Annotated in this window: 18 protein-coding genes; 10 read left to right on the top strand and 8 right to left on the bottom strand. The window is 38.8% G+C overall.

From position 1 onward, the window contains the following. Positions 1-96: 96 nt before the first annotated feature. The gene (locus tag HII17_RS14735) at positions 97-1,746 is read left to right on the top strand and encodes an electron transfer flavoprotein-ubiquinone oxidoreductase (protein ID WP_169076103.1); all 1,650 of its coding nucleotides are present in this window, start codon (positions 97-99) and stop codon (positions 1,744-1,746) included. Between the two features lie 84 nt (positions 1,747-1,830). Here the strand turns inward: HII17_RS14735 and HII17_RS14730 are convergent, their stop codons facing one another. The 3 genes from HII17_RS14730 to HII17_RS14720 all read right to left on the bottom strand — a co-directional run bounded on the left by HII17_RS14730 (position 1,831) and on the right by HII17_RS14720 (position 5,701). Further along, positions 1,831-3,021, bottom strand: coding sequence for a serine hydrolase domain-containing protein (locus HII17_RS14730; protein WP_169076102.1), 1,191 nt, complete (start codon positions 3,019-3,021; stop codon positions 1,831-1,833). Between the two features lie 116 nt (positions 3,022-3,137). Beyond that, positions 3,138-3,728: an AAA family ATPase gene (locus HII17_RS14725; RefSeq protein WP_169076101.1), complete on the bottom strand. Its 591-nt coding sequence runs from the start codon at positions 3,726-3,728 to the stop codon at positions 3,138-3,140. Between the two features lie 122 nt (positions 3,729-3,850). Next, positions 3,851-5,701, bottom strand: a complete 1,851-nt coding sequence (locus tag HII17_RS14720; protein ID WP_169076100.1) for a DUF885 domain-containing protein — start codon at positions 5,699-5,701, stop codon at positions 3,851-3,853. Positions 5,702-5,864: 163 nt separating this feature from the next. Here HII17_RS14720 and HII17_RS14715 point away from each other — a divergent pair, with 163 nt between their 5' ends. Beyond that, positions 5,865-6,314 carry a GNAT family N-acetyltransferase gene (locus tag HII17_RS14715; protein ID WP_235938835.1) on the top strand — a complete coding sequence of 150 codons (450 nt, stop codon included), beginning with the start codon at positions 5,865-5,867 and terminating at the stop codon, positions 6,312-6,314. A gap of 56 nt (positions 6,315-6,370) precedes the next feature. On the opposite strand, the gene HII17_RS14710 is transcribed toward HII17_RS14715, so the two are convergent. Next, the gene (locus HII17_RS14710; protein WP_169076098.1) at positions 6,371-7,711 is read right to left on the bottom strand and encodes a M28 family peptidase; all 1,341 of its coding nucleotides are present in this window, start codon (positions 7,709-7,711) and stop codon (positions 6,371-6,373) included. A gap of 200 nt (positions 7,712-7,911) precedes the next feature. On the opposite strand from HII17_RS14710, the gene HII17_RS14705 reads away from it, so the two are divergent. Next, the gene (locus tag HII17_RS14705) at positions 7,912-9,042 is read left to right on the top strand and encodes a pyridoxal-phosphate-dependent aminotransferase family protein (RefSeq protein ID WP_169076097.1); all 1,131 of its coding nucleotides are present in this window, start codon (positions 7,912-7,914) and stop codon (positions 9,040-9,042) included. 72 nt (positions 9,043-9,114) lie between these two features. Here HII17_RS14705 and HII17_RS14700 read toward each other — a convergent pair whose 3' ends face one another. Beyond that, positions 9,115-9,531 (bottom strand): VOC family protein, encoded by a 417-nt coding sequence (locus HII17_RS14700; RefSeq protein ID WP_169076096.1) that lies wholly within the window; start codon positions 9,529-9,531, stop codon positions 9,115-9,117. A 443-nt stretch (positions 9,532-9,974) separates the two neighbouring features. Here HII17_RS14700 and HII17_RS14695 point away from each other — a divergent pair, with 443 nt between their 5' ends. From HII17_RS14695 to HII17_RS14665, 7 genes are all read left to right on the top strand, one after another. Beyond that, the gene (locus tag HII17_RS14695; RefSeq protein ID WP_169076143.1) at positions 9,975-12,065 is read left to right on the top strand and encodes a TonB-dependent siderophore receptor; all 2,091 of its coding nucleotides are present in this window, start codon (positions 9,975-9,977) and stop codon (positions 12,063-12,065) included. Positions 12,066-12,112: 47 nt separating this feature from the next. Next, positions 12,113-13,228, top strand: coding sequence for a PepSY-associated TM helix domain-containing protein (locus HII17_RS14690; RefSeq protein WP_235938796.1), 1,116 nt, complete (start codon positions 12,113-12,115; stop codon positions 13,226-13,228). Further along, a complete protein-coding gene (locus HII17_RS14685) occupies positions 13,225-13,524 on the top strand; it encodes a hypothetical protein (protein ID WP_328824544.1) in 300 nt (99 codons plus the stop codon). The genes HII17_RS14690 and HII17_RS14685 overlap by 4 nt, the downstream gene beginning before the upstream one ends. A gap of 11 nt (positions 13,525-13,535) precedes the next feature. Next, on the top strand, positions 13,536-15,200 hold the full coding sequence (locus tag HII17_RS14680) for a PepSY-associated TM helix domain-containing protein (RefSeq protein ID WP_169076095.1): 1,665 nt from the start codon (positions 13,536-13,538) through the stop codon (positions 15,198-15,200). Continuing rightward, the gene (locus HII17_RS14675; protein ID WP_169076094.1) at positions 15,201-15,437 is read left to right on the top strand and encodes a hypothetical protein; all 237 of its coding nucleotides are present in this window, start codon (positions 15,201-15,203) and stop codon (positions 15,435-15,437) included. It begins immediately after the preceding gene. 73 nt (positions 15,438-15,510) lie between these two features. After that, the gene (locus HII17_RS14670) at positions 15,511-15,894 is read left to right on the top strand and encodes a DUF6746 family protein (RefSeq protein ID WP_169076093.1); all 384 of its coding nucleotides are present in this window, start codon (positions 15,511-15,513) and stop codon (positions 15,892-15,894) included. Positions 15,895-16,088: 194 nt separating this feature from the next. Continuing rightward, on the top strand, positions 16,089-17,546 hold the full coding sequence (locus HII17_RS14665; protein WP_169076092.1) for a sensor domain-containing diguanylate cyclase: 1,458 nt from the start codon (positions 16,089-16,091) through the stop codon (positions 17,544-17,546). Between the two features lie 127 nt (positions 17,547-17,673). On the opposite strand, the gene HII17_RS14660 is transcribed toward HII17_RS14665, so the two are convergent. From HII17_RS14660 to HII17_RS14650, 3 genes are read right to left on the bottom strand one after another with little or no spacing between them, the layout of a single operon-like run. Beyond that, positions 17,674-18,888 (bottom strand): serine hydrolase domain-containing protein, encoded by a 1,215-nt coding sequence (locus tag HII17_RS14660; protein WP_169076091.1) that lies wholly within the window; start codon positions 18,886-18,888, stop codon positions 17,674-17,676. 18 nt (positions 18,889-18,906) lie between these two features. Then, on the bottom strand, positions 18,907-19,776 hold the full coding sequence (locus tag HII17_RS14655) for a TolB family protein (protein WP_169076140.1): 870 nt from the start codon (positions 19,774-19,776) through the stop codon (positions 18,907-18,909). Between the two features lie 2 nt (positions 19,777-19,778). Further along, positions 19,779-20,624, bottom strand: a complete 846-nt coding sequence (locus HII17_RS14650) for an alpha/beta hydrolase (protein ID WP_169076090.1) — start codon at positions 20,622-20,624, stop codon at positions 19,779-19,781. Positions 20,625-20,658 lie beyond the last annotated feature (34 nt).

The raw sequence follows: 20,658 nt of genomic DNA, 5'->3' as shown, positions 1-20,658 counted from the left end.
TGCCAAAATATCTATAATGAGTCGATAATATCAAACACATGTTTGAATTTCAAACGGGCGTTTGAAATTCTTTGAGAGTAATTTAAAGGGGGAATTATGGAACGCGAATCGATGGAGTTTGACGTAGTCATCGTTGGAGCCGGTCCATCTGGTCTATCTGCAGCTTGTAAGTTAATGCAACAGGCACAAGAAAAAGATCAGGAGTTGATGGTATGTGTTGTAGAAAAAGGCTCTGAAGTTGGTGCTCATATTTTGTCAGGTGCAGTCCTTGAGCCACGCTCAATGAACGAATTATTCCCTGATTGGAAAGAAAAAGGCGCACCACTGACGACTGAAGTTAAAGGTGACGACATTTATTTATTAAATGGTGAAGATAGTGCAATCAAATTGCCTGGCTTTAGCGTACCTAAGACAATGCATAACGACGGCAACTATATTGTTAGTATGGGTAACGTGTGCCGCTGGCTAGCTGAGCGTGCAGAAGAGCTAGGCGTTGAAATTTTCCCAGGTTTTGCTGCGCAAGAAGTTATTTACAATGAAAATGGCAGTGTTGGCGGAATTATTACTGGTGACATGGGGTTAGATGCAGAAGGTAATGAGAAAGACTCGTTTATGCCAGGTATGGAGCTTCGTGCTAAATACACTGTATTTGCTGAAGGTTGTCGAGGTCATTTAGGTAAAGAGCTTATTAGCCACTTTAAACTAGATGAAGGTAAATCTCCGCAACATTACGGAATTGGTTTTAAAGAAATTTGGGATATTGATCCTGAAAAACATCAAGAAGGTTTAGTGGTTCACACTGCTGGTTGGCCTTTAGATAGTGACACTAATGGTGGTGGCTATTTATACCATGCCGAAAATAATCAAGTATTTGTAGGTCTTATCGTCGATTTAAGTTACGAAAACCCTCATTTGAGTCCGTTTGAAGAATTTCAACGTTATAAGCATCACCCAAAAATTAAACAATATCTAGATGGTGGTAAACGCGTATCTTATGGTGCTCGTGCTATGGCTAAAGGTGGATTTAATTCTTTACCTAAGCAAACTATGCCTGGAGCGTTATTAGTGGGTTGTGATGCTGGTACGATTAACTATGCAAAAATCAAAGGTAATCATACGGCCATGAAGTCAGGCATGCTTGCTGCTGAAGCAATTTTCGATGCGTTGTCGTCAGGTTGTGAAGGTGGTAAGGAGCTTGGGAGTTATGAAACTAAGTATAAAGCGTCTTGGTTATATGATGAGCTTTATAACACGCGTAATTTCGGCCCTGCAATGCATAAATTTGGAACATTCTGGGGTGGTGCATATAACACAGTCGATCAAAACTTCTTTGGTGGTAAATTACCATTTAATTTCAAAGATGACTCGCTTGATCATGCGCAACTTAAATTAGCAAGTGAAGCACCAGTGATTCAATACGCTAAACCAGATGGCGTATTAAGCTTTGATCGCTTATCTTCAGTATTTTTATCGAATACTAACCATGAGGAAGAGCAACCGTGTCATCTAAAATTAGCTGATGCAACGATTCCTATGACGGTTAACTTGGAAAAATATGCTGAACCTGCGCAGCGTTATTGCCCGGCCGGTGTTTATGAAATTCAGGAAACTGAAGAAGGTGAACAGTTTGTGATTAACTCCCAAAACTGTATTCACTGTAAGACGTGTGATATTAAAGATCCAAGTCAGAATATTACTTGGGTAGCGCCGGAAGGTACTGGTGGTCCCAATTACCCTAACATGTAGTTATTGTTAGAACGTATTTAAAAAGCCACTTCAATTGAAGTGGCTTTTTATTTTATGTAATTGAATACGCTTAAGTATTAATTATCATTGCGATGCTACAACTGAACGGAAGAACGCAATAGTTTCTTGCTTTGAATTTCTTTCGTCTTGAAACTTTTTATCTGCGCTGTTTTTTACGATAACAGTATTGGCCGCTTGGTTTACATAAATATACTGCCCGTAGACTCCAACTAAGAAGAACTCACCTTGTTGAGCTTCTGGCGGCAACCAAATTTGGTAGCCGTAACCTAGTTTTTCAGGTCCTGAATGCAAATAGTCTGCACTTGGTGTCGTTGCTGCATTAATCCATTGCTCGGACACTAGTTGCTGCCCCTGCCAATTGCCCTTGTTTAATAATAGCAGACCAAATCGAGCATAATCTCTTGTCGTTACGTTTAAGCCACCTAAAGCAAATGCAACGCCATGAGAGTCAGTAATCCAATTGGCATTGCTCTCCATACCTAATTTGTTCCATATTTCATGTTGGAGAAGTTCTACCAATGACTTACCGGATACACGGCGAATAATCATACCGATAACATGGGTATCCATACTGACATAATGAAATTTTTGTCCGGGTGTAGATTCACTCTGCAACTCAGAGGCCATTTCATCAAGTGACCCTCCGATAGCTAAAACACGTCCCATTTTATTAATGTCAGAATTAAAGTCAGCGTAATCTTCATCCCACTTAACGCCGGAAGACATTTGTAAAACATGTTTTATTTTGACATCGGCATAGCCAGATCCTTTCATTTCGGGTAGATAAAATGATACTGGCTGTTCAATATCAATTTTCCCTGCATCTACTTGCATACCAAATAGGATTGACACAAATGACTTTGCCATTGACCAAGAAATTCGTTTATCTACTTCGGTAGTGCCTAAAAAATAATTTTCATAAGTAATTTTGTCGTCTTTTAGCACTAATAGCGCAGTGGTTGCTCTGCGTGATAGAAATTTATTAACGGCTATTGATTCACCTTTATACAGAAATGTAGATGGTAATGGCTTAGCCAATCGATCAAATGAATAAGTTTTCTTAGTTTTAGTTAAAGGCTTACTGAAAAATGCCTTATCCATATTAGAGAAATTATTAACAATTGAAGCTTCATCAAATAGAAAGATAACGCTGTACAAACGAGTTATTTTATCGACATTTAGGGTAATTATGACGGTAAAAATAATTAACGTGATAAGTAAATAGGGTTTAGTTTTATGTGAAAATAACCGCATTAGGTGCTCTGTAATTTAACTTTATTATTGGCAACCAAGTTAGCTAGTTATGTAACTATAATCAATTGTTTACTAAATTTTTTGATGTTATGAGGTTGGCTTTGCTTAAAGGACAATTACTTATATTGTCCGATAACATTTTCTACCGTCATGATGCCAAACATTACTTTTCGAATAAATGATTCTGAACTGCTTACTAAGTTAAAGTTAGGGTGCTTAGACCATACTTGCTGTAATTTATTATCTAACTCGATAGCCGCATGCTCAGACTCGGTTCTTATGGGGTTGTTACTGCGTATGCTTTCCCCAGATTTAGCTGCCGTTTCAAAAAAGATCACAGCATCATAACGTGCAAACTCTTCTTCTAGACTAGTATTCATTGTCTCGAAAAAATCTTCATCACTGCTTGGCCAATACGTTAATCCATCCAATGTGCCTCTATCGCAGAGAATGACACAGTCAGGGTAGGTTGCGCGTTGAATATCTTCTAAATTCTTTTGTAAGTTAAAAATAGCCGTTTGCTGTGCTTTTAATACTTCATCATTAGCTGCGCGTTCAATACCACCACTAAATATCATGGTTGCTGACTCTGGAACGATTGCAAGTTTGCCCGCAAATTCTCGACGAATTAAGTCTATGGCTGTAGTTTTACCGCCACCAGGACCACCTGTAAGTACAATACGTTTTTTAATATTTAAGTTATTCATGTTTCTAAATTTTTAATTTTAACTTTAATAGTTTAGCTAAATAATGCGTTTATATACATAATAAAAAAGGCCTCTTATGAGGCCTTTGTGTTAGATCGTGTTTAGGTTATCTAATTTTATTATTAGCTATTTTTGGCAATATATTCGTTAACCATTTTTTCTAGCAAGTTTAGTGGTACAGGGCCTTGGCTAAGAACAACATCGTGGAATTGACGTATATCGAACTTGTCACCTAACTTTTGCTTAGCCATTTCACGTAATTCAACGATTTTTAGCATGCCAATTTTGTATGCTGTTGCTTGTGAAGGCATTACTACATGACGCTCAACCATTTTCACTGCATCAGACTTAGCATTTGGTGTATTTGTTACGTAGTACTCAATACCTTGGTCACGTGTCCACTTCTTCGTGTGTATACCTGTATCAACCACTAAGCGACATGCACGCCAAAGTTCCATTGCTAAACGACCAAAGTCTGAATAGGGGTCTTGGTAGAAGCCGATTTCTTTAGGGATCATTTCTGAATATAAGCCCCAGCCTTCAGTATAAGCTGTGTAACGACCAAATTTACGGAATTTAGGAATGCCTTCAAGTTCTTGCTTAAGTGCAATTTGCATATGATGACCTGGAATACCTTCATGGTAAGCTAACGCTTCCATTTGGTAAGTTGGCATTGCTTCCATATCGTAAAGGTTCGCGTAGTAAACACCTGGGCGAGAGCCATCTGGTGTTGGTTGTTGATAGAAGGCTTTACCTGCTGATTTTTCACGGAATGCTTCCACCGCTTTTACAATCATATCTGCTTTAGGCTTAGTAATGAAAAGCTCATCTAAACGAGTCTTCATCGTATCGATCATTGCAGTCGCTTCAGTTAAGTAGCGAGCACGACCTTCTTCATCTCCATTGTAGTAAAATTGCTTATCGTTTCGCATAAATTCGAAGAATGCAGCTAAGTCACCTTCAAAGTTTACTTTCTTCATGATTTCACGCATTTCATTATGAATACGTGCTACTTCACTTAAACCTATTTCATGGATTTGTTCTGAAGTTAAATCAGTAGTAGTGGTACGGTTTAATGCATTATTGAAGAAAGCTTCGCCTTCTGGGAACTTCCACGCACCGTCGCGAGTGTCGGCTTTAGTTTCAAGCTCTGCTAAATATGTAATTAACCCTTCGTATGCTGGTTTTAATTGCTCGTTTAGGGCTTTTTCTACATTCGCCACTAACGATGCTTTTTTCTCATCAGATAATTCTAATTTGGCAACTTTCTTGCGAAAGTCTGCCATGATAGGGCTGTCTTCACCTTCAGCAAACGGCGCGCCGGTAATGATGTTTTTTGAATCACGCAGTACGTGTTCAAATACAAATTTCGGAGCAATAATGCCTTTTTCTTCACGAATCTTTAAGCCATCAATTAATTGGTTAATTAAAGTATTAGCGCCATTAACACGTGAAATATAATCTTGTGCTTCTTTTTCGTCAGCAATGCTGTGCTGATTGATTAAAAATGCCGGTACTTGCGAGTGTAAACCGAACATTTGGTTTACTGGGTAGCTATGGTGGCGCCATTTAAAATCATCAATTTCTTGTTGTAAATTTTGCTCTAATAAAGCGTAACTAACCGCTGTTTGCTTATCTAATTTGCTTACATCTAATGCCTGAATACGTTTTAGATCAGCTTTAGTAATCTCTAGTTCTTTTAAGGCATTTTCTTCAGAAATATCATTCCACTTATCGTAATCTTTTTTGATGCCTAAGTAGGTTTGCATCATAGGGCTGCGATCAATACCTTCATCAAAGATTTGATCAAATAAGATATTGGCTTTTTCTGATTCTGACTGAGCTGTTACTTCTGCTTTTGCTACCGGAGCTTCGTTGCTTGCAGTGTTGTTATTAGTTGCAGAATCGTTACCACAACCAGATAGAATTACGCCTGACATGGCTAATGCTAATAATGATTTTTTAAATTGCATGTTATTTCCTTCAAATTTTAACCTTACGAGTTTGCCTGTATTTCGCTATATATTGCAATGCTCTGTCGATAAAAAGTCGATTAGATAAGATAAATGGTTGTAACAAAAATTGAAATACGCGATATTGTGCCGAAATTTGTAGCAGATGGCTTTTCTATTGTCTATGCAAACTGACAAATCAAAAATTCACTTTAAAAAAGCCAGTTACAGTGATGTTGGGTTTCTGACCTACCTAAGAAAAGTAACAATGGACGAGCATTTATTTAAAGCAGGAATAAAAATGTCGGATGAACAGCACACCTCTCGTGTATTTGAATTCTTCGAAGAATCATTTTTAATACAAGTAAATGGCCATACGGTTGGGGTGATTAAGTTGGGCATCGAAAATGCGGCGCTTCACATTCGGCAGTTTCAAATTCTTCCAAATTACCAAAACCATGGCATAGGAAAGAGTGTTCTCGAAGTTTGTAAGAAAAAAGCTAGGGAAAAAGGTATCTCGTTAACCTTGAATGTATTGTTGGAAAATCCTGCAAAAGATCTCTATTTGAAGAATGGTTTTGAAATTGAAACTACCGATAAACTGCAGCACTTTATGCGTTGTAGTTTATTATAATCTGGTGACAAACTGGCATAGCTGACATTTAAACAGTGCTAGCTATGCCTTATAGATTAATAAATCTTACCGTCAGGTGTTACTTTGCTGGTGTCCACACGGGTAGGTGTTGCTTTACCTGAGACAATCGGCTTTGTTGCTCGTGCAATAGTCTCTAACACTTGTTTTAATGAAGATAACTTTATAGTGCCAAATTCATCCGATACAGAATGGTAATGCTCATCTTGTTTCAATTGAACAGTACTAAAGCTATGAGCAGGTACACCTAAGCGAGCAAGTGTTGCATTATCTGAACGATAAAATAGTTGCTCTTCTGGGTAAGGGTCTTTTTCGATAGGCAATGTTTTACCTCTTAACGCTTTATTCATAATAGTCGCTAAATTTGAACGCTCTATACCTGTCATCCAAAGTCGACCTTCACCAAATTTAGACTCTTTACCAATCATTTCTAAATTAATCATGGCGATCACGTTTTCTGATGGTAAATGACTAGAAAAATACTTAGAACCGTAACCGCCAACTTCTTCTGCGGTAAATGCTGCGAATATTAGCGTGCGAGCATTATTGTTTTGGCGGGTATAATACTGAGCTAGGTTCAATATGCCAGTAACACCAGAGGCGTTGTCGTCAGCGCCATTGTATATAACGTCTTGGTCAAGGGTTTGCTCTTTAGTTAACTTAGTACCTAAGTGGTCATAATGTGCAGAAAAGAGCACCACTTCATGTGGGAGTGTCTTGCCCGGTAACACACCAATTACATTGGTGAGTTTCTTATTGGTAACTGTTGAACCTGACTCAATGTCGAATTTAAATATTTGTGAACTGTTGTTCAGCACTAAAACAAGTGTGCCCGTATTGCTATCATCTAACTTAGTTAATCCACGCTCAAAAAACTTTTTATAACGGTTAAAAAGCTTTTCATGCTTGTGATGAACAACAACCAAGTGTTCACCACCGGCTAAATTTATTTTTGCTAATGCAGCGCTAAGGTCGTCATTTTCACCAATGACATGTTTGTTTACTTCACTTTCTTTATCCCAAATGAAGTTTCTTGCGGTAGTAGCTACGGCAATTTTTTCATCAGGAATATCTACACCGTTAAGCGAAAGCTTTGAAAGCATTGGCGTTATTGAGAAAATGGAAAAATTTTGTTTGTAACTTGTTTTAAAAGTTTTAAGACCTACTTGCTTAAAGCGGCTGGCAATGTAACCGGCAGCTTTATCTATCTCTGGTGTAAACACCTTACGTCCTTTTAATTGATCGCTTGCAAGAAACTCCATGTCTTGCGTAATGGATTGCAATGGCATTGTGGCTGCGGTAGCTGTATTCGTTGTCGCAATGTGCACGTAAAATGCGGACACTACAGAAAATAGAATAGGTAACGTTATATTTTTCATTATTTTTCTTAGCTCAAATAACTGCTTAGCTTGATAGCACTTATTATGCCAGTAACTTAACCATGAGCAAATCGTCAATATTACATAATCGATATAAATAAATTATATGAATGTTATGTATATTTTTGATTGATTTAGGTGATGAGTAGCCAGCATGGTAAAGTGCCTTCAATCGAAATTGCTTTTTTAGAGATATTGGTATGAGTTTTTCTTCTTTTATTCCTCCTCAGCGCACGCTTATGGGACCAGGCCCTTCTGATGTAAGTGCTCGAGTATTATCTGCTTTATCAAGACCAACTATCGGTCACCTTGATCCAAGCTTTGTGGCGATGATGGATGAGGTGAAATTATTACTGCAATACGCTTTTCAAACACAAAATCCTTATACCATTGCTTTATCAGCTCCGGGCTCAGCGGGCATGGAAGCATGTTTTGTAAACTTAGTAACACCTGAAGATACGGTTGTTGTTTGTCGCAACGGTGTATTTGGCGCGCGCATGATTGAAAATGTCCAGCGAATTGGCGCTAAGTTAGTTACTGTTGAGTCTGACTGGGGAAGAGCGGTAGAGCCACAAAAACTTGAAGATGCACTTAAACAACACCCTGAAGCATCAATTGTTGCTTTTGTTCACGCTGAAACATCTACTGGTGCAAGTTCAGATGCTAAAACTTTGTGTGACATAGCGCGCCAATATGACTGTTTAACCATTGTCGATGCCGTGACGTCATTGGGAGGTAGTGAACTTAAGGTGGATGAATGGGGTATTGACGCTATTTATTCAGGTAGCCAAAAGTGTTTATCATGTGTGCCAGGTATATCACCGGTTAGCTTTAGCGAACGTGCAATTGAAAAATTAAAAGCGCGAAATGTGCCGGTGCAAAGTTGGTTTTTAGATCAGTCACTAGTAATGGGCTATTGGTCAGGGGAAGGTAAGCGAGCTTACCACCATACAGCTCCGGTAAACTCTTTGTATGCTATGCATGAATCATTATTAATGCTTAAAGAAGAAGGCTTGGAAAATAGCTGGCAACGTCATAAAAACATGCATCAATTATTGGCGGATGGTTTAGCTGATTTGGACATTGAGTTTATCGTGCCTAAATCTGAACGATTAGCTCAACTTAATACCATTAAAATTCCTCATGGGTTAGATGATGCTCAAGTACGAGGATACTTACTTAACGAGTTTAATTTAGAAATAGGTGCAGGGTTAGGTCAGTTTGCTGGTAATGCTTGGCGAATTGGCTTGATGGGATTCGCGGCTCGAAAAGAAAATGTTGCATTGTGTTTAGCCGCATTAACCGAAGCAATTAATAAATTTCGTAAATAACAGTTCGATTGTTTATAACAAAAAGGAAGCAGACGCTTCCTTTTTTATTGCTAACGTTACTAATATTCAGTATTACCAAGAGCCAGTATTTTCCATGCTTGCCCAAGGCTCTTTCGGATCTAAGTAGCCATCTTGTAACAACTCTATCGAAATACCATCTGGCGAACGAACAAAAGCCATATGACCATCACGAGGAGGGCGGTTAATCACCACGCCAGCATCCATTAATCTTTGACAAATGTCGTAGATATTTTCTACGCGCATAGCGATATGACCGAAATTTCTGCCATCAGAATAGGCCTCTTTCTCGTCCCAGTTCCAAGTAAGCTCAATTTCGTGTTCGCTTTGTGGGGCTTTTAAAAAAATAAGTGAAAACCGACCTTTTTCAAAGTCTCGTCGAGAGGTTTGTTCTAACCCTAATAAATCGCAGTAAAAATGTAATGATGCATCGACATCAAGCACTCGAACCATAGTGTGTAGTAGTTTCATAACTAGACCTAATCCTGATGAATATTTTAGTGGCGACATTATACATAAACTTCCGCTAATAATCGCAGCTGAACACACTTATAAAAGAGAAAAGACTTTTACTTCAAATTGCTAATTAAATAAATTTTAAATCGCTATTTACAATGATAATGCAAATCATTATCATTTGCGTGTTTGTTGTTTGGTTAGTTCATCCAGTGGTTAAAATGCGCGCATTTTAATTGTTGGATAAATACGTCAGAACTGCTTGGATGAAAGCCTTTGGTGCTTCAAAGATGCGCGCAGTGAGCATTGGTTCATTGACAACTCAACAATACAAACAAAGCACAAACGTGAGGGCACACGATTAATAATTAAAAAATATTGGTTAACACGGTTAATCAAACGCACCTATATAAGGGAAAAAAGTGAGTAAATTATCGTATTCGTCTTTGGTATTAGCGATGCTAAGTACCTTAAGTGTTTATGCAGATGACGCCAAATTATCAGACCTTGAAGTTATTGAAGTTAAAGGTACATATCTTGAAGGGTATAACGCACATAGTGCCAGTGGTGCGTCTCGCTTAGAGTTAGACATCAAAGATATTCCTCAATCTGTGTCGGTTATTACTGAAAGTCAGATGAAAGACTTTAAACTTAATGACATTGATTCTGTGCTTGATACAGCAACAGGTATTAATGTCGAACGAATTGAAACTGACCGTACTTACTACACTGCACGCGGTTTCGATGTAACGAATTTCCAAGTGGATGGCGTAGGCCTGCCATTAAGTTCGGGTAACAATCATGCTGATGAAGATACTGCTATTTACGACCGTATTGAAGTTATTCGTGGTGCTAATGGTTTAATGACAGGTGTTGGCAACCCATCGGCGACGGTGAACTTTATTCGTAAACGACCAACAGTAGAAAATTCATTCACATTTTCTGGCACGGTAGGTAGTTGGAGCGATAAACGCTTAGCATTCGATGCTAGCTACAATTTTACTGAAAATACCGCTGCGCGAGCTGTGATTGTTGCTCAAGATTCTGAGTCTTATTTAGATAGGTATGAGCCGCAAAAGAATATTTACTATATATTTTTGCAACATAAACTCACTGGCGCTACAGATGTGTCTTTGAGCTATGCGGTTAATGACAGCGAAGCGACAGGTAATAACTGGGGCGCTAACCCGTTATTTTATACAGATGGCTCTGCGACCGATTATGATGAATCAACTAATACTTCGGCAGATTGGTCTTACTGGGATATCACCAAAGAAAACGCGGTGTTTGAAATTAGTCATGTGTTTGATAATGGCTGGAACTTGCGTGGCACATACTCACGTAAAGAGACTAACGAAGATACTGAACTATTTTATGTTTATGGTACGCCAGATAAAACAACTGAGTTAGGCTTATTAGGTTACGCAAGCGAGTACGACAACGATGACAAACATGATTTAGTAGATGTCTACTTAACGGGTGAGTTTGAATTGTTTGGTCGTGAGCATGAGTTTGTTGTTGGTGCTAACCATTCATCTATGGAAGGTAAAGAGCAATCGCTTTATGACTTCTCTACGGGAGCCGGATTTCCAATAATGCTTCCACTTCCTCAGTGGAACGGCAGCACACCTCGACCAGTATTTGCCGATGGTGAAACTGGTTCTGATTTGGAGCGTGATCAAAATGCTATTTATTTCACTTCAAGATTAAATGTAACTGATGATTTACATGTAACAGTGGGTGGCCGTCAAAACGACTGGGAAGTTAAAGGTGATTCTTATGGTGTAGCTCAAGATGCAAGTGATGATGAGTTTATTCCATATGTTGGTGGTGTTTATCAAATCAATGAAGACACTGTGGCATATGCAGGTTATACAGAGACTTTTATTTCGCAAACCGAACTAGACGTTAATGATAGTGTGCTAGACCCCATTACCGGCAAAAGCCAAGAAGTCGGTATTAAGACCTCAATGTTTGGGAATAACTCTTTAGTATCGGTAACGTATTTTGAAGTTAAGCAGGAAAACTTAGCAAAAGCGATAGCGAATATGGCGCCAGATGAGCAGCGTTACGAAGCTGTTGATGGCGTTGAAAGCGCTGGTTTTGAAATAGACATTGCGGGTGAGATTTTGCCTGGTCTCCAAACCAGTATTGGCTTTACAAGCTTCGATGTTGATGTTGACAGTGATATCGATGCTAATGTTGCTGACTATACGCCAGAAATGCTTGTTAAGTTTGCTGCAACCTACAACGTACCGCAAATTGAAGGGCTGACTTTGGGTATGAATATACGTTGGCAAGATGATATTTCTCGCATGCAAGGTATTGTTGGAGAAGGATTTGAAAATGCTGGCGAAGAAATTATCACTAAGCAAGATGCCTATGCCGTTGTCGGTTTAATGGCTCGTTATCAAGTTACCGAACAGATTTCACTTAGTGTTAATGCTAACAATATAACCGATGAAAAATATTTAACTAGCTTATATTGGGCACAAGGGTTTTATGCCGCTCCAGCTAATTATTCGGCTACTTTTGTTTGGTCACTGTAATTATTTAGTCATCAACACCCATATTTAAGCACTGCATTAGCAGTGCTATGCAGTTTATTAAGAATAGTTTAATGCGTAAAACATTGTTTAAATGGCACTCGTTCAGTGCCGTAATTGCGTTAATTCCATTAATGGTAATTGCCGTTACTGGCAGTATTTTAGTCTATAAAGTAGAACTAGATACGTGGCTAATGCCTGAACAAATGCAAGTTGCTGTTGAGGGGCGTCAGTCACGTATCGATTTAAATGAATTAATCGCCAGCATAGAAACTAAGTATCCCGAATTTTTAATGGGAAGTTGGGAGCTCTTTTATGCTTCTGAGGATGCAAGCCTTTCTAGGGCTGATACTGCATATCTCATAAGTAAAGAAAATGGCAATTGGTACAAAATCTATATTGATCAATATTCTGGACAATTATTATCACAGCCTGTACCCGTAGAGCATGATTTTACGGATTGGCTCTTATCAGTACATTATACTTTTCTGCTTGATTTTACGGGTACTATACTGGGGTCTATTTTTGCAATTATTCTGCTTTTTCTAGCGATAAGCGGCATTGTTTTATATCGAGGGTTTTGGAAAAGATTTTTTACCCTGCGCTTGGGGGCGGCGAAGCGTATATTCTATTCAGATGTACACAAACTGATTGGCATAGTGTCGTCACCAATTCTTCTTATTCTTGCAATTACTGGTGGCTATTACAATATTGCTGCAGTTGTGCACGAGGTTGAAGAACATGTAGAGCCACACCCTAAACTATCTAAAGCACTTTATAGCCCGAATATTGACTTTCAAAAGCTACTTAATGAAACAAGCAACGATCTAAAAGGCTATCGAGCAACATATTTTACCTTCCCATTTGAGCCTGACTTACACATTACTTTCTTTGGTGAAGTGCCAACTGCCAATCCGCTTACTAGCGAATATGCGAGTATGTTGATCTACGACCGTGAGTCTGGCGCGTTAATGTCAACTTATGATATACGCAGTGCCTCCAACTTAAATGTAGTTATTGATACATTTAGAAAGCTGCATTTCGGTTACTTTGGCGGGGTAATTACGAAGTTTATTTGGTGTGTACTAGGACTAACACCGCTCTGGTTGGCGTTAACTGGCTTTTATTTTTATTGGTTTAGGAACCGAAGGAGATTAGGGTTGTGACAGAACTTAAGGAAACAACTCGAAAAAGTGTATTTACCTCTATCAAGAGCCGAAATATTGCCGGTGTATTAATGGCATTTATTACTTGTGTCATTCTCATTCCTGGTATGACGACTTATTTACCTTTCAATATGGCAGATCAAATAGCTGTGCCAATATTGTTGTTTCCATTTATTTGGACAGGTCTTTGTTTATATAGCTATATGGCCGAAAAAGCTTGGCGTCCTTGGGGTGTCATGCTGTTACTGAGCTTAAGTCATGGCGTACTTTCTTACATCGCACTAAGTGGCTCATAAAGGATTAAACCATGAAAAGTAAATCAATTAAGAAGCTATATACACTGCATAGCTGGGTCGGAGTGATAACAGGTATTCTACTGTTTGTTATTGCATTTACGGGAGCGGTATCCGTTTTCGGACGTCCTGAAATTAAGCTGTGGGCAAACCCAGAAATTAGAGCGTTAGCGCCAATAGACACTATAAAAATAGAGCAGCTAATAGAAGAATATTCACATAAAGTGCCAGAGCATTACAAAGAAGAAATATTAGTATTTCTTCCTGCTGTTCGCTCTTCAACCAAGCTCTTTATCATGTTTGAATCTCATCACGGAGAGCTGGTTGATGAGGCCCAAGTTAGCGAAGGTGAAAAACCTAAGCATAATCCACCCGTTGCCGCTGTTTATGAGTTTGATCCTGTAACCTATGAACTGACCGACGAGAAGAGGGGGTTAGTTGAAGAGCTGTTTGCTGACAGCAAGTATGATATGTCAGAGTTTATTGTCGGTTTTCATGCAGACCTTCACATGGGAAGACCAATTGGATTATTAACGACCGGCGTTTTAGGGCTAACCATGATGCTTTCTATTGTGACGGGGATTTTTATTCATAGGAAAATACTAGCACAAATGTTTACATTTAGGCCGCGAAAAAGCTACTCATTGATGCTAAACGATGGCCATAAAGCGATTGGTGTATGGGGATTACTGTTTAACTCGGTCATTGCATTTACCGGTGCATTCTTAGGGTTGGCTATTGTCGTGCTTGTGCCCGCAGCTGCGTTCGTTAGTTTTGGTGGTGATCAAGAAAAGCTCATTGAAACCTTTACTGCAGTGCCAGACCCCATTATTCAAAACGTCCAGCAGCCTACAGCTGTTGCGCAGTCGTTTGATCATATCCTAACACTAGAAGATGGCTTGGAAGTTAACACCTTAACGATTAAAGGTTATGGCGATGCAACTGCCATGATGTATTTTGGCGCTTCTGGCGGCAAAAAGATGGGATATCAAACGATTATTTATAATGGTAAAGGTGAGTTTTTAAAAAAAAATACTACCTATCAAAGGCTTGATGGCTACGCTGGCATTATCTTAGATGTTATGTTTCCACTCCATTTTGGTAATTTTGGTGGCATTTTTGTGAAAATTATTTGGACTGTACTTGGTATTGGAACAGCACTACTTCCACTAACTGGTTTGATGTTATGGTTGGAACGCGGTGTAAATGCAGCGAATCCAAAATACAGCCTGGACACATATCAACGCTTTAATCGTTTAATTGTCGGTGGTTGTGGTGGGATCGTCATTGCAACGTTTCTATTATTCCCTTCACAAATGTTTTTTAAATATTTATACCCAGTAGAAAATATTGGGCGAGCACTTTGGTGGCCATTTTTCGGCAGTTGGTTGTTAGTGTTGTTCGTGGCCAGTATCGCTCCATGTGAAAAGAAGGTTGCGAAACAGTTAGCTAATATAACGGCCTTCATTCTACTGAGTATTTTCCCTATCGACGTTGTCGTTACAGGGCTAAACCTCTTTACCCAATGGAGTCATGGCCAGTTAGTGAGCTTAGGCATTGACGTAACTTGCTTTACCTTAGGTGTATACCTTCTGACTGCTATTAAAAAATTTGACGGTGTTAAAAATGATGTTGAAACACACGATGTCATTGTAAAAACAGCGCAAGAGGGGGCGTAAATGTTAACTTTTCTTGCTACGACGTTATCGTTGATTGGGGTATTTTTACTGCAAGACAATGGTTTGTTGACCCGTCACAAAACAAAGCAGGTAGTGGCAAGCGTAATACTAATTTTCAGCGCCATACTCTTTGGCAGTGAATATGGTGTACTGCGCGGGATATTTATATTCATAGGTATCATTAGCTTGCTTGGTACCTTATTTACGTTACTACGCTATAAGCTAGATAAAGCATAGTGTCTTAATCAATCTAAAAGCGATTAGTACCCAAGTATATGGGCTAATCACCGAGCAATAAATAGGAAATAAAATGAAAATAATAACTACTGTATTCACGTCTTTAACGTTAGTTGTTTCAACTGCACAGGCTGATGAAAAATACAGCCACTTTCCGTCGCTAGAATCGCCAAACACGCCGGTGGCACTGTGTAACTTGTTGAAGTTTAAAGAAAAACTTCAAACAATTGTGAGTAAAAAAACATTAACACCAGAAGATATGGTCAAGGTACATGAACTTACTTATACACTAGAGAATGCCGTTATTCGATTGCGGACAGATTTGGCAACCATTGCAGTTGATTTAGAAAAAGTACATTTAGCTTCGGAGCATTTAGACAAAGAAACAATTAAGGCTTCTGGTGAAAAATACTTAACAGCGACCAATCTCTTATTAGCATCGCCAAAATGTGGATAATACTTCTTCTCTAAAACATATTGGTCGCTTTAAAAGTTTAGCTGTAACATCACTTTTTAGTAATGTTTGATTGAAAGCCAACCTTTTGGAATGACCTGTTAAAATTGATTTAACTTAAATAAAACCGTATTAACCTTAATAATTTGTTTTCAAAGACTATAATGTAAGCGGTATGTCGATTTTAAGGTTAATTATTGAGTTTGGTTAAACAGATATTTGTGCCTATTGAATTAAGTAAGAACTCTTTACTTTTTCAATTAGGTGTTGCCTTGTTATATGTGATTTCTGCATTTATAGGGCAAGCTTTTGCTATTCCTCCTGGCAATATTACCCCTGTTTGGTTGCCATCAGGGTTAATGTTCGCGTTGACCCTTAAATATGGTGCCCGAACTTGGCTGGGTATATTTGTTGGCGCATTTTTCGGCAATGTATGGGCTTATTTTTCACTTGAGTCAATACAGTCCGCCTTCTATTCAATACTTGCAGGGTTACTTAACGGTGTAGGCGACGTACTCGCCATAGTACTGTTCGTTGTGATCATCAAGCGCTTTATAGTTAAGCAATCTCCATTTACTGCAATCAATCATTTTTTCACATTTTTTATTTTGGGTTGCGTTTTAGGCCCTTTAATTAGTGCAATATTTGGAGTAACTGGCTTAACGGTTTTTGGATTCCTTGAATCAAAAAATTATCTGGTAGCACTTTTAAACTGGTGGGTTGGTGATGGGGTTGGTGTATTACTTTTAGCGCCATTTCTATCTGCTTTTTTGTTTAAACCTAGCACAGCTCCAAAATATTTTATTATTGGCACCTTGATATGTAGCCTAGTTTTCCTCCTTTTATCTGCCGTCGCTTTTGAGTTAGTTAATGTTAACCTCATATTCTATAAGGCGTTAGTTTTAGCATTGCCCATAGCATTTGCTGTAGCACTATACTGCGGCAGCAGAGCGGTTTACATTGTACAGCTTTGTGTAGTAACCGTTGCTATATTGGCAACTTACGCTGGAAAGGGAGCATTTGTTCAACATCATTACTTTTCTCCGTTACTAGAGTTGCAGGCTTTTATCGGGGTTTTCTCATTAGTTGTTTTTTCTATTTCATTACTAATTGAGCAAAAGAGGGCGCTTTTTGTAGAACTTGCAGAGAAAAAATCAGAACTAGAAAGTTTGTATCGTCATGACGCGCTTACCGGGCTATGGAATCGTTATCGCATTGAGGAATATTTGCAGTTGGAATTGAGTCGCATTGAGCGTAGTAATGAAGCGTTAACGGTTTATATGATTGATGTGGATGACTTTAAAACAATTAACGATACATATGGTCATATAGTAGGAGATAGAATACTTGTTGAGCTAAGCCAGGTGTTGATTGAAAACACTAGGGCAGGAGATTTAGTTGGACGCTGGGGCGGTGAGGAATTTGTAATCATTGCCGCGCAAAAATCTGACAATAAGCCTCAAGAATTAGCTGAAAAACTAGTGATGCTGGTTGGCAAACATGACTTTAAATTAACTAAACCGGTAACAATAAGCATTGGCTTTACTTCCTATGAATCTGCAGATTCTTCAATTTCTATTATAGAGCGGGCAGATAAGGCGCTTTATGCTGCGAAAAGGCGCGGTAAAAATTGTATGGTATATAAAGGATCTTAGCTATTTAATCTGGCTAGATTCTCCAATGCGAGGAAATTATGTTCCTCGCACTGACTTCACTATAGTTGTTAACTGAGTAGCCTTATTGCATTAACAAAAGTGATTGAGATATTCCATGCCCAAACTCTTAACTTGTGAAAGCAGGCAGAATGACTTTCTCAACTTGAGTCATGATATTGTATTCTCGTTCATGTCCTGTAAATACAATGGTTAGCCCAAGATCTTTAATTGTGACTATGTATTGTCCACCGCCACCCCAAGCAAAGTTGGTATCGTAACTTTTATCTCCGATGATTATGTCCGTTTGGTAGAAATAATAACCATAATAATAGCTATTCGGGATCCAATCTTCGGTAGGTTGAGTTATGGCACTGGTTGCTTTTGCTAAATAGTCTATAGAAATTAGCTGTTCGCCTTGCCATTGCCCTTTATTGAGAACCAAACGACCCCACTTAAGCATGTCGCGAGAAGTCATTCTTGCTCTAGAGCCTGCTTGAGGTAATCCACTCACTGCATTTGTCCATTGGTAATTAGTAATCCCCATTTTGTCGAGCAGCTCATTCTTTATGAAATCCTCTGCACTACCTGGTACCACAGCATCAATTACTTGCATCACCATTGTTGGATTATAGTTACCATAATTATAAGTTTGAGTCGCTGACGTTATTGGTGCGCTTAGTTCTAATAATGACTGGACTAGCGCCTGGCCTTTCGTTTTATTCGATGGTTCTTGTAACGCTTTTCTCTGCTCATCATTGAGACTAAGCCCACCATGCATGGTCAACGCTTTGTGAAGTGTTATTTTTTCTGCGCCATCAACAAATTTAGACGGATCTAAATCTTTTAGAAAACTAACTAACGGCTTGTCTAAGTCAGCCATAGTTAGGTAACCCATTTGAATAGCGCGACCAACTACTATACTTGTTAAACCTTTAGTAGCTGACGCTTGGCCATGATGTAAGTTTATTCGGCCGCGTAAGAAATAGGATTCAAAAATTAATTTGCCATTGCGAGCAATTAACATACTGTCGTAATTACCATGCTTTTGTTCCGCCATTTCACGTGCCAACTGTAAAACTTTAGCTTTATCACCGCCATTGGTTACTAAATTGCCTACAGGTATACCATCATTTCTTTTTGCTGGCGTTGTATCAACAAAGGCTTTTTCCAGAAGAGGTAGATCCCAAAATGATAGTTTGGCTTCGGCGGCTGAAGCTTCTGCGGTCTGGCCACGTTTACCAATACTTTTATCTGGGGAAATAGCGGTATTGGCTGTCGCACTATTTAATGTAACCAATAAAGCGATAGTCATTACGCTTTTTACTTTTATATCAATTTTCATATTTCTTTTTCCACTAGTTTACGATTTTGGTCGAAGTGCATCGATAATTTTTGCATCGACCCAATAAATATCAGTGTTGCCTTTATCATCAATTTGTCTATTGAAGAGAATGTATTTTCCATCTGGTGAGACGCTAGCAAAGTAGTCGGCGTTAGGTGAATTTATCGAGTCGCCCATATTGATTGCCGCGCCCCATGAACCATCGTTTTGTCGAAATCGAATATATAAATCTGTGCCACCGAAGCCACCTTCGCGTTCGCTGTCCCAAATTAAGTAGCTTTCGTCAGGCGCGATAAAAGGGTGAGCTGTCCATTCACCCACATTGACTTCTGAATCCATCTTTATGGGTGATTCACGTTTACCGTTGCTAAGTGTCGATATCCTAATGACGTCACCACTTTTGTAATCGTCAAATACAAATGTGCCCCTAGCTGAAGCAGATAAGCGCATGATGCCCCAATCTTTTCTATCAAACATAGCGCCAAGGCTCTTGCGTTCAGACCACCCTTTACCTTTGCGATCTCTATAGCCTTCAGCCATATACATACGTGAACCATCATTTGAGAATCCTATTTCTCCAATACGTGGAAATTTGGAGAATACCTTCCATTTGTTATTTTCTTGTCGAAAACCTATCACGGTGCGACGAGGATATTCCTTATCCTTTCTTGTGAAGTAAAACTCTTTCATGCCAGGGGCAAATACACCTTCACCATCCCAGCCTTCTTTGGAGATTATATTCGGTGCAAATGGCTCTGCGACTAAACCTGGAAGGCTTTGCCCCATGTATGGTCCTTCAAGGTTTGGAAATTGCTCATAGCTATAGCTATTGCCACTCATTGTTAATCCTGCAAATAGCAGGGCGATCGATTGATAAGTGAGTCTCATCATTAATCCTTTTGCTTAATTAAATTTGATAACCAAGTGATGCTTTTAACACCGGTTAATGGAAATGCTGTTGAGTGATTACCGTCAATAACCATTTGACTGATTGACAGGCTGTCATCGTTTCGTGAATTCAACATACGAATAAGTTCATTAGCGTGTTTGGCTAGATCAGTTTCTAATGAACCGTAAGAAACAAATAGGTTGGCATTTAGTTTTTTTCTGGTCTTGGCAGCAAGCGAAGAAAACTCAGAAACCTCGCCACTAATTTCTGGACTACCGATTATGTAGTTTTTAAAGGTGTCGGGTTTATACAGCAATACAAAAGCCCCAAATTGTCCGCCTAATGAATAGCCAAAATAAGTACGGTTGTCTGGTTGTGTGCGATAGTTTTTCTCAACATAGGTAATCACATCTTTACGAATGAACGTGGTGTGCTGTTTTGCTTGTCCTAATTGATACTTTGCTTGGATGTCTGGTCTATTAGATTCTCTTATTGTGTAATCTCGGTTTCTACTAACATACTCACCGACCTTTTTAAGTTCGTCGCTTATATTTTTTTGCCACGATATGCCTATCAAAATAACGTCTTTCAATTGATATGAAGTTGCGGCTGATAGTATTTCGATTGACCACGCGGCATCGGTAAAGTAAATAACTGGGTATGTCACCTTCTTTTTTTTTGAATAATCTTTCGGCAGTTTGATGTATAGCTCATATTGCGCACCTGTTTCACTGTTCTTAATTGGCACAACTTGAGTGTCTGGCATTTCATATTGATTTAGCTCTTTGGCACATAACCTTGAAAAAATTAGTGACAGTAAAATAAAAAAGATGATTAGGTTTTTCATACTTTTCCTCTGGGCAATAAATAGGAAATAACCG

The sequence above is a fragment of the Thalassotalea algicola genome, assembly GCF_012932965.1.
Classification (GTDB): Bacteria; Pseudomonadota; Gammaproteobacteria; order Enterobacterales; family Alteromonadaceae; genus Thalassotalea_F; species Thalassotalea_F algicola.
The sequence above is the reverse complement of the archived record's forward strand: the minus strand, read 5'-3'. Positions and strand labels throughout refer to the sequence as shown.